This is a genomic window from Myxococcus stipitatus DSM 14675 (assembly GCF_000331735.1).
In the GTDB taxonomy this organism is placed as follows: Bacteria; Myxococcota; Myxococcia; order Myxococcales; family Myxococcaceae; genus Myxococcus; species Myxococcus stipitatus.
In genome coordinates, this window is sequence record NC_020126.1 from 8,558,589 (window position 1) to 8,573,480 (window position 14,892).

13 protein-coding genes are annotated in these 14,892 nt (G+C 69.3%); 8 read left to right on the forward strand and 5 right to left on the reverse strand.

Annotated features, from left to right (window positions below; all coding sequences use genetic code 11):
* The first annotated feature begins 41 nt into the window (after nt 1-41).
* The 3 genes from MYSTI_RS32955 to MYSTI_RS32965 all read left to right on the forward strand — a co-directional run bounded on the left by MYSTI_RS32955 (nt 42) and on the right by MYSTI_RS32965 (nt 4,435).
* Nucleotides 42-1,169 carry a THUMP domain-containing class I SAM-dependent RNA methyltransferase gene (locus MYSTI_RS32955; protein ID WP_420811511.1) on the forward strand — a complete coding sequence of 376 codons (1,128 nt, stop codon included), beginning with the start codon at nt 42-44 and terminating at the stop codon, nt 1,167-1,169.
* A 126-nt stretch (nt 1,170-1,295) separates the two neighbouring features.
* On the forward strand, nt 1,296-2,573 hold the full coding sequence (locus tag MYSTI_RS32960) for an APC family permease (protein ID WP_015352170.1): 1,278 nt from the start codon (nt 1,296-1,298) through the stop codon (nt 2,571-2,573).
* Nucleotides 2,574-2,635: 62 nt separating this feature from the next.
* Nucleotides 2,636-4,435 carry an RluA family pseudouridine synthase gene (locus MYSTI_RS32965; RefSeq protein WP_015352171.1) on the forward strand — a complete coding sequence of 600 codons (1,800 nt, stop codon included), beginning with the start codon at nt 2,636-2,638 and terminating at the stop codon, nt 4,433-4,435.
* A 9-nt stretch (nt 4,436-4,444) separates the two neighbouring features.
* Here the strand turns inward: MYSTI_RS32965 and MYSTI_RS32970 are convergent, their stop codons facing one another.
* From MYSTI_RS32970 to MYSTI_RS32985, 4 genes are all read right to left on the reverse strand, one after another.
* A complete protein-coding gene (locus MYSTI_RS32970; protein ID WP_044900826.1) occupies nt 4,445-5,020 on the reverse strand; it encodes an imm11 family protein in 576 nt (191 codons plus the stop codon).
* A gap of 20 nt (nt 5,021-5,040) precedes the next feature.
* A complete protein-coding gene (locus tag MYSTI_RS32975) occupies nt 5,041-6,378 on the reverse strand; it encodes an AHH domain-containing protein (RefSeq protein ID WP_015352173.1) in 1,338 nt (445 codons plus the stop codon).
* 168 nt (nt 6,379-6,546) lie between these two features.
* Entirely contained in the window at nt 6,547-7,314 is a 768-nt protein-coding gene (locus MYSTI_RS32980; RefSeq protein WP_233278383.1) for a class I SAM-dependent methyltransferase, read from the reverse strand.
* 143 nt (nt 7,315-7,457) lie between these two features.
* Nucleotides 7,458-8,024, reverse strand: coding sequence for a NifU family protein (locus MYSTI_RS32985; protein ID WP_015352175.1), 567 nt, complete (start codon nt 8,022-8,024; stop codon nt 7,458-7,460).
* Nucleotides 8,025-8,211: 187 nt separating this feature from the next.
* Between MYSTI_RS32985 and MYSTI_RS32990 the strand changes: the two genes are divergently transcribed.
* The 5 genes from MYSTI_RS32990 (at nt 8,212) to clpA (ending at nt 13,179) form a co-directional block, all read left to right on the forward strand.
* Entirely contained in the window at nt 8,212-8,784 is a 573-nt protein-coding gene (locus tag MYSTI_RS32990) for a DUF2378 family protein (RefSeq protein WP_015352176.1), read from the forward strand.
* A gap of 42 nt (nt 8,785-8,826) precedes the next feature.
* Nucleotides 8,827-9,267 (forward strand): hypothetical protein, encoded by a 441-nt coding sequence (locus MYSTI_RS32995; RefSeq protein WP_015352177.1) that lies wholly within the window; start codon nt 8,827-8,829, stop codon nt 9,265-9,267.
* Between the two features lie 71 nt (nt 9,268-9,338).
* Nucleotides 9,339-10,499 (forward strand): GNAT family N-acetyltransferase, encoded by a 1,161-nt coding sequence (locus MYSTI_RS33000; protein ID WP_015352178.1) that lies wholly within the window; start codon nt 9,339-9,341, stop codon nt 10,497-10,499.
* Between the two features lie 43 nt (nt 10,500-10,542).
* Nucleotides 10,543-10,866 (forward strand): ATP-dependent Clp protease adaptor ClpS, encoded by a 324-nt coding sequence (locus MYSTI_RS33005; RefSeq protein WP_015352179.1) that lies wholly within the window; start codon nt 10,543-10,545, stop codon nt 10,864-10,866.
* 3 nt (nt 10,867-10,869) lie between these two features.
* On the forward strand, nt 10,870-13,179 hold the full coding sequence (gene clpA, locus MYSTI_RS33010) for an ATP-dependent Clp protease ATP-binding subunit ClpA (protein WP_015352180.1): 2,310 nt from the start codon (nt 10,870-10,872) through the stop codon (nt 13,177-13,179).
* Nucleotides 13,180-13,265: 86 nt separating this feature from the next.
* Here the strand turns inward: clpA and MYSTI_RS33015 are convergent, their stop codons facing one another.
* Nucleotides 13,266-14,882, reverse strand: coding sequence for a methyl-accepting chemotaxis protein (locus MYSTI_RS33015; RefSeq protein ID WP_015352181.1), 1,617 nt, complete (start codon nt 14,880-14,882; stop codon nt 13,266-13,268).
* Nucleotides 14,883-14,892 lie beyond the last annotated feature (10 nt).

Below are 14,892 nucleotides of genomic sequence, written 5' to 3' on the forward strand. Positions count from 1 at the left end.
TTGCGGTCAGCACCGGAGCACGGACAATGGAGCCCCCCGTGATGACTCCTCGCGCTGAAGAACAGGTCTACGTCTCCACCCTCCCTGGACTGGAGACCGCGCTGGAGGCGGAGTGCTCCGCGCTGGGCCTCGCGCCGCGCCTGGTGGACGGGGGCGTGGAGCTCTCCGGCCCCTCCGGGCTGCACCAGGAGGCGAACCTCCGGCTCCGCACCGCCAGCCGCGTGCTCCTGCGCATGGGGACGTTCCGCGCGGGAGATGAGGGCTCGCTGATACGCGGCCTGCGCGCGTTGGACCTGTCACGTGTCTGGAATGGACGCGCGCCTCCGCGGATGGCGGTGAGCCTGAAGCGCACGGGCGTGCCGGGGCCGGACGTCGTGCTGGACTCGGCGGCGAAGGCGTGGGGCCTGTCCTCGGTGGAGGAGGCCGGAGCGGGGGCGCTCGATGAGGAGGGCGGCTCCGGGCTCGTGATGCTGGTCCGCGTGGAGGGCGATGCGTTCACGGTGAGCGTGGACACGAGCGGAGAGCCGCTGCACCGGCGCGGCTATCGGCAGGAGGTCAGCCGCGCGCCGCTGCGCGAGACACTCGCCGCGGGCCTCCTGATGCTGGCGGGGTACGACGGCACGCAGCCGCTGGTGGACCCGATGTGCGGCTCCGGCACCTTCCTGGTGGAGGGAGCGTGGATGTCCCTGCGACGCGCGCCGGGGTTGCTGCATGGCTTCGCGTTCGAGTCCTTCCCTGGCTTCGACGCGAGCGCGTGGGCCGCACGGAAGGCGCGCGCGGAAGCGGAGGCCCTGACGGAGCCTCGCGCCCCGGTGTATGGCTTTGACCTCAATGCGGGCTCGCTGGGGACGGCGCGGCGGAATGCGCGGCGCGCGGGGCTGACGTTGGCGTTGGAGCGCAAGGACGTGCGCACCTTGACGCCGCCTCCGGGTGGCCCGGGCTTGCTGGTGGCGAATCCTCCCTATGGCAAGCGCCTGGGCGAGGGTGAGGACCTGCCGGGGCTCTACCGGGCGCTCGGCGCGACGATTCGCGAGCGCTTCGTGGGTTGGCGCTCGGCCCTGCTCGTTCCCGAGGAGGCGCCGCTGCTCAAGGCGCTGGCGCTTCCCGGGGCGCGAAGCCTGCCCGTGCGCAATGGCGGGCTGCGTTGCAGGCTGCTGCTGGTGGGGTGACGGGGAGCGCCTGAATTCGCGGATTCATCCCGCATATGCTCCAGTGGACCTCCCTGTCAGGTCCACCCTGGACTCCCCCACCCCACCATGACGACTGGTAGCGATTCGACCCCCCAAGACCTTGGAATGCGGCGCGCCGTCTCCCGATGGGAGCTGGTGGGCTTCTCCATCAACGACGTCATCGGCAGTGGTGTGTATCTGTTGCCCGCGGCGGCGGCCGCGAGCCTGGGCTCGGCGAGCACGGGCGCCGTCGTGCTCGCGGGCCTGGCGGTGCTGCTCCTGGTGTTGTGTTTCGCGGAGGCCGCCAGCTACTTCGACAAGCCGGGCAGCGCGTATCTGTATACGCGGGAGGCGTTTGGCGAGCTGGTGGGGTTCCAGGTGGGGTGGATGACGTGGCTGGCGCGTGTCGCGTCGGTGGCGTCGCTGTCCGTCGGCTTCTCTCGTGCGCTGGGCTATCTGTGGCCCTCCGCGAAGGAAGGTTTCGGGCAGAGTCTGGCCATCGCGATTCCCCTGATGCTGCTCACCGCCATCAACATCGTCGGCGTGAAGGGCGGCGCGCGGACGGCGGTGTTCCTCGCGGTGACGAAGACGGTGCCGCTGCTCATCTTCATCGGCGTGGGTGTCTTCTTCGTGTCGACCCCGCTGGCGCTGTCGGTGGTTCCGAGGGCCGACGGCGACCTGGGTGAAACCGTGTTGCTGCTGCTCTTCGCCTACGCGGGGTTCGAGAACACGGCGGCTCCGGCGGGTGAGTTCAAGAATCCTCGCCGCGATGTGCCCTTCGCGCTCGTGGTGCAGATTGGCGTCGTCACGCTCATCTACACGGCGGTGCAGTGGGTGACGCTCGGGACGCTGCCGGGCGTCATCGAGTCGAAGACGCCGCTGGCGGATGCCGCCGCGCGGTTCCTCGGTGGGTGGGGCGGGCTGTTGATGACGGTGGGCGGGGTGCTGTCCATCCTCGGCACCAACAGCAACACGGTGCTCGCGGGGCCTCGGTATCTCTACGCGCTGGCGCGGGATGGCTTTGGTCCGGCGGCGCTCGCGACGCTGCACCCTCGCTTCCGGACACCCGCGGTGGCGATTCTGGTGCAGACGGGCATCGCGCTGCCGCTCGCGTTCTCCGGCTCGTTCGAGTTCCTCGCCACGCTCTCCGTGGTGGCGCGGCTGGCGACGTACTTCGGCACGGCCGTGGCGGTGCCGGTGCTGCGGCGCAAGCTGGCGCAGCCCGCCAACGCGTTCCGGATTCCAGGCGGGCCGGTGATTCCCTTCGCCGCCGCGTCGCTGTGTGTCGTGTTCGCGATGAGCGCGGAGCGCAAGAACCTCATCGCGGGTGCCATCGCGTTGAGCATCGGCTTCGTGCTGTACCGGTTCCAGCGCAGGCCCGATGGGAAGGTCGTGCTCGAGTAGGACAGGGCTCGGCGCCCAGGCCCGCTCACCCGAGGCCTGGGTTTCGTGCTACCGGAGAGCCCGTGGACGCGCGACTCACCCGCTTCGAGCCTCGGCTGAGTCCTCCCGACGAAGGAGGACGGTTCCAGAGCCCGTTCGATGAGCTGGGCCCGGCGGAGCTGGCACGTCAAGCAGCGGAGGTGCTGCAGCGCGAGCTGCGCGATGGGTTCATCGCGCCAGGACTGCCCACGTCCCTGCTGGAGGACGCCGAGGGCGGGAAGATGTTCGGCGTGCTCGTGGTGCGGTTGGCCGATGGGGGCCTGGGGTTCCTGCGGGCCTTCTCGGGGATGCTCGCGGGACAGTGGGATGTGCCGGGCTTCGTGCCTCCCGTGTTCGACCGCGAGGCGCGGGGGCGGATTGAGCCGGAGGGCGAAGCCCAGGTGAAGGTCCTGCATGCGCGCGCGGTGGCGATGCGGAGCGCGCCCGAGCTGCTCTCGCTGCGAGCCGAGCAGGTGGCGCAGTCGGAGCGGCATGCGGCGGAGCTCGCCCTGATGCGCGAGCAGCATGAGGCTCGGCGAAAGGCGCGCCATGTGCGGCGGAGCGAGTTCACCCGTGCCGCGACGTCTGGGGAGCATGGCACGGCGCTCCACGCGCTGGACCAGGAGAGCCGTGGCGACAAGGCCGAGCGTCGCGAGCCGGAGGCGCTCCACGCGCTGGACCAGGAGAGCCGCGGCGACAAGGCCGAGCATCGCAAGCCGGAGGCGCTCCACGCGCTGGACCAGGAGAGCCGTGGCGACAAGGCCGAGCGTCGCAAGCTGGAGGCGCTCCAACAGGAGGAGCGACAGCGAATCGAGCCGCTTCTCGCGCGCATCGAGCGGCGACTGCGCGCCATGGACCGGCTGCGCCAGATGGGCAGCCGTGCGCTCATGCGGCGCATCCACGACACCTACGTCATCACGAGTGCGCGCGGCGAGCAGCGACTGCTGCGCCATCTCTTCGAGCAGGGTCAGCCCCCCGCCGGCGCTGGCGACTGCGCCGCGCCCAAGCTCTTCGCGTATGCACGGGCCCACGGACTGCGCCCGCTCGCGCTGGCGGAGTTCTGGTGGGGCGCGCCGCCTCCGGCAGGTGGGCGCGTCAGTGGGGCGTACTACGCCTCGTGCCGAGAGAAGTGCGCGCCCCTGCTCCCGTTCATGCTGGAGGGGCTGTCGGTCGCGCCGCCTCGGACGTTCTCGCCTCCGGTCGCGGCCTCGGCCTCGAGCGAGCTGTCCATCCTCTTCGAGGACGCATGGCTCGTCGCCATCAACAAGCCCGAGGGACTGCTGTCCGTGCCGGGGCGCGAAGCCTCACTGAGCGACTCGGTGCTCACGCGGCTGCGGGCACGGTATCCCCAGGCCACGGGTCCGCTCCTCGTGCATCGCCTGGACCTGGATACATCGGGACTGCTCGTCGCTGCACTCGACTCACGGACGCACTCGGCGCTGCAGCACCAGTTCGTCCATCGCGAGGTGCGCAAGCACTATGTCGCGTGGGTAGAGGGACTCGTGCAGGGAGAAGAGGGTCGCATCGACTTCCCGATGCGCGTCGACCTCCATGACCGGCCTCGGCAGATTCACGACCCCATTCACGGCAAGCCCGCCGTGACGGAGTGGCGTGTCCTCGAGCGCCGTGGGGGACGGACCCGCGTGGCCTTCTTCCCGCTCACGGGCCGGACGCACCAGCTCCGCGTCCATGCCGCCCATCCCCTGGGGCTCGGAGCCGCCATCGTCGGAGACCGGCTCTACGGGCGAGAGGGCGAGCGACTCCTGCTCCACGCGGAGTCACTCACCCTCCAGCATCCAGGGACAGGCGGCACGGTCACGTTCCAGTGCCCCGCCCCCTTCTGAGCCCTGGGCTCAGACCTCCTCGAACTTCGCGCCCGAGACCTTCGCGCGATCCATGGCCGTCTTGATGTCCTCCGAGACGATGAGCGCGACGGTCCATCCCCACGGGCGGAACACCTTCGCGTCACCGACCTTCGTACGGTCAATCCGCAGGCCGTACACGCTGCGGTATTGCCCCTCCAGGTCGGGCCGTTCGTCCTCTGGCTTCCAGAGCAGGACTTCTTCCGAGGCTTTGTCGTCGATGCAGCGGACGAGCCGGGTCGCCACGAGAAGCAGGTACTCATCGGGGCACCCCTCGATGTCCACGGGGATCAGCTGCACGTCATCGGGAGCCAGCTCCGCGAAGAGCGTGGCGACACGAACATGGACGACAGGCGTCAGCGCGGCACCCGCCGTGCTGTAATCCAACCGCCTTCCCGGCTCATCGATGGGAAGCGTCAGCCGCCCGAAGGGTTGGGCAGGCCGCCCCGAAGTGAACTCCCTGAAGTCGTCTGGCTCGCGCCCCTGGCGGTCCAACGGCTCCCCCAAAGACCACCTTCCATTCAACATGTCCGGCTTGAGCCTGAAGTAGCGCGCGTGCTTCTGCATGGCGGTCATCCCTACGACAATCATGGCCCCTGGGTCACAAGCCGGTGAAGCCTTGTCCCCGGAGTCTGGACTTCGCTAGCGAGTCGACGCAGTTCCACCGTGAGGGCCTTCCGGCAATCGACCACCTTCCGACAACTCCCCAGTGCGACCACGATCCGGTCATGAACATGCTCATGGTACGCCTGCGGATGCGGCCCCTTGTGGCCTGATACTCGGACGATGTTCTCGGGGTCCTTCAGCTCCATCCCCGCTCTTCGGAAGAGCCTCCGGAACGCAGGGGTCCACGGTCCTCCGCGTTTGGCCGAGACATCGTTCTTGTTCGTCGCGATGTGGTGCTTCTCTCCCCGCCCCACGCCCCGGTTCGCCATCGCCAGGGCGTTCGGCGCGAGCGCGATGGTGAACCCCTCCGTGGTCATCGCGACAGACCGGACACCGGCCACCGACGCGAACTGGAATCCCGCCTGTGACTCCACCGCGAGCGCGGCCTGGGCGGAGCCAGGGAGCCATCCCGCCCTCCCAATCAGCCCCGCCGTACTCCCAATGGACGCCGTCGCCAGCATCACGAAGACCCGCGCGGCGTTCTCCCCCAGCACCTCGCCATAGGCCTCTCCCGCCGCGTGGAGCTGGGCGAAGGACGTGGCCCGGCCGACCTCTCGCACCAGCGTCAGCCACCCATCCAACAAGCGCCACACAGTGTCCACGCCCAGGTAGGCGATGGCCAAGGCGGTCAGGCTCGCCGCGACACCCTTGGAGACGGGCTCCGGCAAGGCCCAGAGCATGAGGTACATCGCCGCGGCGGCGGTGACGCTCGCCGTGAGCGCCTGCGGATTCGCCATGTCCTCGAAGGCCTCCGACGTCTCCTCCCAGACCGAGTCCATCGCAATCGCCAACGCCAGCGTGTACTTGCCATCGCTGCCCAGCAGCGGGCCCTCGTCCAGCAGGCGCAGACAATCGCCCGGCTGGTCCCGACCCGAGCACCACCGGCCATACTCGCGCGTCAGCTCCTCATCCGCGTAGAGCTCCAGCAGCACGGAGCCCTCGACGCTCCCGCCGCGCTCGGGAATGAGGTGAGGAGCGCGGCTCTCATAGCGGTACATCCCGCTGCGAGAGGGAACCCCGAAGACCTCACGCGCCTGCCGCATGGGATTGCGGAACGGGCGCACGTCGCGCCCCAGCTCCTCCAGCACCTCTTCGAACTCGTCATCATCGAGCTCGGCCTCGCTCACCTCCGCGCCCGGCTCCTCGAGCGGCGTCACCACCAGCGAGTCCTGGCCGGTCTCCAGGCGCACGACACGAGTGGTCGTACATCCGGCGCCCACCATCAACAGGAGCAGCGGCACTGCCCAGCGAATCGTCATGGAATCCCCCCAGCGCGGGCATTACCAGACGAATCCACCCCACCCCCAAGGCCAATCCCTCATCACACGCAGGTCAATGCCTGACATGGCGCGGGGAACGTTGCCTGGTTCACAGGTCAGGGTTTTCGCACGCGAGGGGCCTCACCACCGAAGCCCCTCGCGCCGCGCCTACGACTCCGCGGAAGGCGCCTCGTCGGCAGAGGCCACGGCCTCTTCCGCTTCGACAGGCGGCAGCTCCCCCACCGACGCCGAGGGCTTCACGCCCAGCTCCCGCGTCAGCTTCGGATTCACACCCGTCTCCGCCAGGAGCCGCTCCAACTGGACGCGCGCGCGCCGGTTGTCCCGGTGCACCCGCCGCCCCAGGATGAGCTCGTTCTTCAACGAGTGCTCCCACCCCGTCAGCTCCGTCACCGTCACCTGGTAGCCGAAGGACTCCAGCGTCAGCGCGCGGATGACGTTCGTCAGATGCGAGCCGAACTCGCGCCGATGCCACGGGTGCGCGAACAGCAACCCCATGCTCCCGTGCGCCGCCTTGCGGTTCTCCTTCAGCTGCGCGGCCACCTCCGCCTGACAGCACGGCACCACCGCCACGTGGTCCGCGCCATGGCGGACCGCCGCGATGAGCGCGTCGTCCGTGGCCGTGTCACACGCATGCAGCGCCATCAGCAGGTGGATGCGCTCCGGGTACTCCGCCTGGTCGATGTGCGCCGTCTGGAAGCGCATCCGGGAGAAGCCCAGCCGCTCCGCGCGCCCCTTCGCGCGCTCCGTCAGCTCCGGCCGCCCCTCCACCGACACCAACGAGCCCGCGGCCGCGTCCTTCAAGTACAGCTCGTAGAGCACGAACCCCAGGTACGCGTTGCCGCTGCCCGCATCCACCATCACCGGCTCGGGGTGACGCGCCTTCACGTCCTCCACCGCCGGACGCAACAGCCCCATCAGGTGGTTCACCTGTTTGAGCTTGCGCAGCGCATCCGCGTTGAGGTTCCCCTCGCGCGTCAACAGATGCAGCTCCCGCAACAGCGCCTGCGACTGGTCCGGCAGGAGCTCCCGCCGGACCTGCGATGCCTTGACGTTGCGCCTCAGACGGACACCACCTCGACGACCTCGGGGATGATCTCCCGCAGGCGCCCCTCGATGCCCATCTTCAGCGTCGCCGTCGACGACGGACAGCCCGCACACGAGCCCTTCATGTGCAGGTACACAATCCCGTCCTCGAAGCGGTCCAGCGTGATGTCGCCGCCATCCATGGCGACGGCCGGACGAATCTCCGCGTCCAGCACCTCCCGGATGCGCGCCTCCACCGAGCCGCCCCCCTCCGCCGACACCGCCTGACGCGCCGCGGCCACCGCCGCCTCGTCCACCACCGGCAGGTCCGCCGACAGGTGCGTGTCCAACGTCTCCATCACCTGGTCATTCAGCTCGTCCCACTCGCCCTCGTCCCCCTTCGTCACCGTCACGAAGTTGGTCCCGATCATCACCGCCGTCACACCGCGCACGTCCATCAGCTTGCGCGCGAGGGGCGACTTCGCCTGGGCATCTTCCTGATTCGTGATACTCACCGCGCCGCCCGCCAGCAGACGTCGGTCCACGACGTACTTCAGCGTGCTCGGGTTGGGGGTCCACTCCAGCTGGATGTTCACCGACATGCAGTTCTCCTCGGTCCTCTCCTGTAAGGCGGTCGCCGCCCCATAGCAACCGGACCCTCGGGGAATCAAACCCTCCGCCCCCTCCCCTCCCTCATCCCCCAGCCGGGATTTATTGAACATCCCGGATTCGCGGCAGAGTCAGAAACTCACTATGATACGAGGACCTCTGCTCCCGGGGGAGCCCCCCATGACACCCAGCCCCTTGCGCCGCCCGCTCGAGCATTCCCAGCCCCCGCTCCCGCGCATCCCCGGGAGCGTGTTCGAGGGCCTGTTCGTGCGGGGCCTGAAGGTCTCCGGCCGGCTGGCGCAGGAGCTGGAGGCGCTGGGCTACGACATCCGGAAGCCGGAGGTCGACTACCCCATCCAGCTCTGGCAGCGCGCCGTCGCGCTCGTCCGGCAGGAGGTCTTCGGGGAGCTGACGGACGAGGAGGCCCACCGGCAAGTCGGCCGCACCCTCGTCGACGGCTTCGCCGAGACGCTGCTGGGCCGGGTCGCCGCGGTGGCGCTGCCCATGATCGGCCCCGCGCGCGCCGCGGAGCGCATCCCCCGCTACCTGGCGATGATGGGGCGTCCGGACCTGGAGGTCACCATGACGCCCGTGGGGGAGCGGGGCCGGCGACTCGTCATCCCGGACCGCTTCAACCGCCCGGAGCTCTTCGCCGGCGGCTTCGAGCGGATGCTGGAGATGGCCAACGCCCAGCCTCGAATCACGGTGGAGGAGCGCTTCAGCGACAGCTACCGTCTGCTCATCCGCTGGTAGCCCGCTCCCCGGGCGTCCCGGCGAAGGCCCGGAGCGCCGCCCATGTCCTACCCTCCCCGACTCTCCCACCTCGCCACCCGCGCGGTGGTGGTCGCCAAGCTGGTCCCCACCTACGCCCAGGCGCACCGGCTCGACGAGGAGGAGGCCGCGCAGCGCCTCTCGTCCGCGCTCTCCGGGAAGCTCCTGCCCGCGCTGCTGGAGTCCGCTTGGTCCGCGATGCTGGGCAAGACGAAGCGGCTCACCGAGGACGGGCTGCTGGAGAAGGTCGCCACCACCCTGTCGGACCGCCCGCTGCGCCCCGGGCGCGTGGCGCCCATGACGCCCTCCTGGAGCGCCTTCCTGGTGCTGACGGACCTGGAGGCGGGCACCGCCAGTGACGCGGCCCGCCGGGTCATGGAGTCCGAGGAGGGACGTCGGCGAGGCAACGAGGGACTGGCCGAGGCTGGACGCTTCCTCGCCGCTGAATTGACCCGCGGAAAGTAGGGCCCGGCCGGCCATGGCAGCAGGGGGCCCGCGTCGTTATAGGCTGGCCCCACCTCCCTCGTGCGCCGCCGATGTCCACACCGCTGCCCACCACCCTGCGCATCCTGCCCTCCATCCACGAGGTCCCCGCTCCCCTCTGGGATGCGCTCGTGGACGACGCGGCCGTGCCCTTCCTGGAGTGGGCCTTCCTGGCGGCGCTCGAGGACAGCGGCAGCGCGGTGCCCGAGCGCGGCTGGCATCCCCGCCACCTGACACTCTGGAGAGGCTCGCGGCTGGTGGCCGCCGCCCCCGCCTATCTCAAGGACGACAGCCAGGGCGAGTTCGTCTTCGACGCCCCCTGGGCCACCGCCGCGGAGCGCGCCGGCCTGCGCTACTACCCCAAGCTGGTCCTCGCCGTGCCCTTCACCCCCGCGACGGGGCGGCGCGTGCTGGTGGCCCCCGGCGAGGAGCGCGCGGCCCGCGAGGCGGAGCTGTACGCGGGCGCGCTGGAGTTCGCCCGCGCCGAGCACCTCTCCGGCATCCATGTCCTCTTCCCCACCGAGGAGGAGTTGCCCACGCTCGAGGCCCAGGGCTTCGCCATGCGCCTGGGCGTCCAGTACCAGTGGCGCAATGACGGCTACCACACGCTGGAGGACTTCCTCGCCCGCTTCCACTCCAAGCGGCGCAACCAGCTCCGGCGCGAGCTGCGCGCCCCCGGGCAGCAGGGCATCCACCTGCGCACGCTGCGCGGCGACGCGCTGGCCGAAGTCGACGTGGACACGCTCTACCGCATCTACACGTCCACCGTGGACAAGTACCCGTGGGGCACGCGGCTGCTCACGCGGGACTTCTTCGCGCGGATGCTCGCCACGTTCCGCCACCGCTGTGAGCTGGTGGAAGCCCGGCGGGGGGGCGAGCTGGTGGCCGGCGCGCTCAACTTCCGAGGCAACCAGGTGCTCTACGGCCGCTACTGGGGCTGTTTCGAGGAGCACCCCTTCCTGCACTTCAACGTCTGCCTGTACCACCCGGTGGAGGAAGGCATCACCCAGGGGCTGACGCGTTTTGAACCGGGTGCGGGTGGGGAGCACAAGCTCACCCGGGGTTTCGAGCCTCGCCTCACGTACAGTGCCCACCTGCTCCTTCATCCGGGGTTGGAGCGCGCGGTGCGAGGCTTCCTGGAGCACGAGCGGGCGGCCGTCCGGGGTGGCCTGCCGCAGTGGCGGGCGGAGACAGGTTTCAAGGGAGACGCGTGAAACGGCGCGCTTCCCACGTCATCGAAGGGAGTCCGTGAGACTTATGGCGCAGAAGGACGAGCACGACGGCTCCGTCGCGACAGAGACCGTCCCCAAGCAGAAGCTCAAGAGGCCCACCCTCTACAAGGTGCTGCTGCACAACGACAATTACACGACGCGCGAGTTCGTGGTGGCCGTCCTCCGGGAGGTCTTCCACAAGTCGGAGTCGGATGCCGTGCAGATCATGCTGCACGTTCATTACAACGGAGTCGGAGTGGCCGGCGTCTATACGTTCGAGATTGCCGAGACGAAGCTCAAGACGGTGGAGGCCGCGGCCCGGGACAATGGGTTCCCCCTGCGACTCTCCATGGAACCCGAGGAAGGTTGAACCGTGGCAGGACCGCTGATTGCCAAAGAGTTGCAGGCCAGCTTCCGCACCGCCCTGGATGAGGCGCGGAAGATGCGCCACGAGTACCTGACGCTGGAGCACCTGCTCCTGGCGCTGACGAAGGAGGCACGCACGCGCGAGGTCCTCAAGGCGTGCCGAGTGAACGTGAAGCGCCTCCAGGAGCGGCTGACCGAGTTCCTGGAAGAGACGGTCGAACGCCTGCCTGAAGACGTGGAGGCCGAGCCCCAGCAGACCATCGGCGTGGAGCGGGTGATTCACCGCGCCGCGATGCACGCCCTGTCCGCCGAGCAGAAGCTCGTCGACGGAGGCGATGTGCTGGTGGCCCTGTTCCGCGAGGACGAGAGCCACGCGCTCTACGTGCTCCAGCAGGAGGGCCTCACCCGCCTGGACGTGCTCAACTACATCTCCCACGGCATCTCCAAGGACGGAGAGGGCGAGGACGGCGAGGCGGAGGGCCCGGAGGGTGGCACCGTCCCCGCGGGGGACGACGACGACGAGGAGTCCCCGCGCAAGAGCCCGCTGGAGCTGTACACCCTCCAGCTCAACATCGAGGCGAAGGAAGGTCGCATCGACCCGCTCATCGGCCGGGACAAGGAGCTGGAGCGCACCATCCAGGTGCTCAGCCGCCGCCGGAAGAACAACCCGCTCTACGTGGGTGAGGCGGGCGTGGGCAAGACGGCCATCGCCGAGGGCCTGGCCCTGCACATCCACGAAGGCCGGGTGCCGGAGCCGCTGAAGAACGCGGTGGTGTACTCGCTGGACATGGGCTCGCTGCTGGCGGGCACCAAGTTCCGGGGCCAGTTCGAGGAGCGGCTCAAGGGCGTGCTCAAGGCGCTGCAGGAGCAGAAGGACGCCATCCTCTTCATCGACGAAATCCACACCATCGTCGGCGCGGGCGCGACGAGCGGCGGCTCCATGGATGCGTCCAACCTGCTCAAGCCCGCGCTGGCGAGCGGCAGGCTGCGGTGCATCGGCTCCACGACGTATCAGGAGTACAAGTCCTCCTTCGAGAAGGACCGCGCGCTGTCGCGGCGCTTCCAGAAGATTGAAGTGGCGGAGCCGTCCGTCGAGGACACCATCCTCATCCTGGAGGGGCTCAAGAGCCGCTACGAGGAGCACCACGGCGTGAAGTACACGCCCGAGGCGATTCGTGCGTCCGCGGAGCTGTCCGCCAAGCACATCAACGACCGGTTCCTGCCGGACAAGGCCATCGACGTCATCGACGAGACGGGCGCCGCGGAGAAGCTCAAGCCGGACGGCATCCGCACCAACACCGTCACGGGCGCGGACGTGGAGCTCGTGGTCGCGAAGATGGCGAAGATTCCCGCCAAGAGCGTGTCCGCCAGCGAGGGCGTGCAGCTCCAGAATCTGGAGAAGGAGCTCCAGGGGGTCATCTTCGGACAGGACGCCGCCATCAAGGACCTGGTCAGCGCCATCAAGCTGGCGCGCTCCGGCCTGCGTGCGCCGGAGAAGCCCATCGGCTCGTTCCTCTTCTCGGGCCCCACGGGCGTGGGCAAGACGGAGCTGGCCAAGCAGCTGGCCCAGTCGCTGGGCGTGGAGTTCCTGCGCTACGACATGAGCGAGTACTCGGAGAAGCACACGGTGAGCCGGCTCATCGGCGCGCCTCCGGGCTACGTCGGCTTCGACCAGGGCGGCCTGCTCACGGACGCGGTGCGCAAGCATCCGTACGCCGTGGTGGTGCTGGATGAAATCGAGAAGGCCCACCCGGACCTCTTCAACATCCTGCTCCAGGTGATGGACCACGCGACGCTGACGGACAACAACGGCCGCAAGGCGGACTTCCGCAACATCGTCCTCATCCTCACCACCAACGCGGGCGCTCAGGAGATGAGCACCAAGTCCATCGGCTTCGGTGATTTGGCCAAGCCCGCGGACGCCACCCGCGCGAAGAAGGCCATTGAGCGCACCTTCACGCCGGAGTTCCGCAACCGGCTGGACGGGTGGATTCTCTTCTCCGGCCTGCCGCCCGACATCATCCTCAAGGTGGTCGACAAGGAGGTCCGCCTCCTCCAGAAGATGCTCGAGGAGCGCAAGGTGAAGCTGGAGCTGTCGCCCGCCGCGCGCGCGTGGCTGGCGGAGCGGGGCTATGACCCGGCCTTCGGTGCCCGGCCCATGGCCCGCCTCGTGGACAACTCGCTGAAGAAGCCGCTCGCGGAGGCGCTCCTCTTCGGAGACCTGAAGCACGGCGGCACCGCCCACTACGACGTGGAGGCGGGTGGCGACGGCCTCGCGCTGAAGACCACTCCCGCCGCGGAGCCCGCGGCGGCGTAGTCCGGCCCTCGCGACTCGACGCCCGACATGGAAAGGCCCCGGTTCCCCAGTGAGGGAGCCGGGGCCTCTTCACATCCGGAGGCGTGCTACTCGACGCGGTAGATCTTCACCGCGCTGGAGAGCTGCTCGGAGATGATTTGCAGCGTGGTGGCCGCCTCGCCCGTGGAGCCGATGCGCGATACCGTCTCGTCCATCATCTTGGACAAGTCGTTCACCGCCAGGGTGATTTGGTTGATGCCCACGTTCTGCTGGCTCACCGCCGCGGCGATTTGACGGACGGCGGCGGCGTTGTCCTGGACGATGGAGGACAGCTCGCGCAGGTTCTGCCCGCTGGTGCGCACCTGCGTCAGGCCCGACTCCATGCGCTCCGCGCCGCGCTCCGTGATGCGCACCGCGGCCGTCACCGAGTTGGCGATATCGTCCAGCAGCTCCCGCACCCGCGTGGTGGCCTGGATGGACTGGTCCGCGAGCGCGCGAATCTCCCGCGCCACCACGCCGAAGCCCTTGCCGTGCTCGCCCGAGCGCACCGATTCGATCGCCGCGTTGAGCGCGAGCATGTTGGACTGGTCGGCCAGGTCCTTCACCGTCTGGGTGATGCCGCCAATCTGCTGCGTGCGCTCGCCCAGTTCGAGAATCTTCTGGGCAATCTCCCCCACCTGGACACGGATGTCGTTGAGGCCCGCCATCGTCTGTTCAATCGCGGCCTCACCCGAGCGCGCCAGCGCGTCCGCGCGCTCCGCCACGGACAGCACGCTCTCCGCCTTCTGCGCGGCCAGCATGGAGGTCTGCTTGATCTCCTGCGCCGTCACCTGCGTCTCCTGCAGCGCGGCGGCCTGACGGGAGATGGTCTGCGCCTGCTCGGTGGACGAGGTGTTCAGGTGCTCGGTCGACTGCGTCAGCGCCTGCGCCGCCTGCTGGAGGTTCAGCGTCACCTCGCGCAGCCGGGCCACCATCTGCGCGAAGGAGTTGGCGAGCCGGCCCACCTCGTCGCCGCTCTTCACCTGGATGGGACGGGTGAGGTCTCCGGACTCGACGATGTGGCTGGTGACCTCCGTCAGCTCGCGCATGGGCCGCACGATGCTCCGCCCGAAGGCCGCCGCCACGGCCACGCCCAGCGCCACCAGCAGCGCCGCGAAGCCCACCATGCGCCAGTGCAGCTCCGACACCACGTCGTCGATGTGGTCCCGGGAGATGCCCACGTGCACCTTGCCCAGCCGGCCACCGGCCACCGGGGCCATCACGTTCATCGCGCGCAACTGCTTGCCGCCGGACTCCACCTCCAGGACCGAGCCCCAGCCGGTCTGCTCGCTCACGTCGCCTTGGTGCGCGGTGGCCACCTTCAGCGAGTCGGGGAACGCGCCCGGCAGCGTGTGCGCCACGACATTGCCGGAGACGTCCGTCAGGAAGACGTACGAGACGTCCTCGGTGTCTCGCATCACGTCCAGCATGGGCTGGAGCGCGGCGACACCCGCCGCCACGCCCTGCTCCGCGGCCACGGCGAGGTGACGGGAGAGCAGCTTGCCCTCGCCCATGTGGGCGTTGACCAGGTCGCTCTCCAGGCGCCGCGTGGCGATGCCGGTGAGCATGGCGGCCACCGTGGCGCTGACGAGCGTGGTGACGAGGACCAGCTTCGGCGCCAGTCCCAGCGACTGCCGGAACTGCTGGCCCAGCTGCGTGGTGAAGGAAGTCTGTTCGGAGCTCACGGCATCACCA

Coding starts and splice junctions, on each gene's coding strand:
- MYSTI_RS32955 (WP_420811511.1), top strand. CDS start 42: ATGACTCCTCGCGCTGAAGAACAGGTCTACGTCTCCACCCTCCCTGGA.
- MYSTI_RS32960 (WP_015352170.1), top strand. CDS start 1,296: ATGCGGCGCGCCGTCTCCCGATGGGAGCTGGTGGGCTTCTCCATCAAC.
- MYSTI_RS32970 (WP_044900826.1), bottom strand. CDS start 5,020: ATGCAGAAGCACGCGCGCTACTTCAGGCTCAAGCCGGACATGTTGAAT.
- MYSTI_RS32975 (WP_015352173.1), bottom strand. CDS start 6,378: ATGACGATTCGCTGGGCAGTGCCGCTGCTCCTGTTGATGGTGGGCGCC.
- MYSTI_RS32980 (WP_233278383.1), bottom strand. CDS start 7,314: ATGGGGCTGTTGCGTCCGGCGGTGGAGGACGTGAAGGCGCGTCACCCC.
- MYSTI_RS32985 (WP_015352175.1), bottom strand. CDS start 8,024: ATGTCGGTGAACATCCAGCTGGAGTGGACCCCCAACCCGAGCACGCTG.
- MYSTI_RS32990 (WP_015352176.1), top strand. CDS start 8,212: ATGACACCCAGCCCCTTGCGCCGCCCGCTCGAGCATTCCCAGCCCCCG.
- MYSTI_RS32995 (WP_015352177.1), top strand. CDS start 8,827: ATGTCCTACCCTCCCCGACTCTCCCACCTCGCCACCCGCGCGGTGGTG.
- MYSTI_RS33000 (WP_015352178.1), top strand. CDS start 9,339: ATGTCCACACCGCTGCCCACCACCCTGCGCATCCTGCCCTCCATCCAC.
- MYSTI_RS33005 (WP_015352179.1), top strand. CDS start 10,543: ATGGCGCAGAAGGACGAGCACGACGGCTCCGTCGCGACAGAGACCGTC.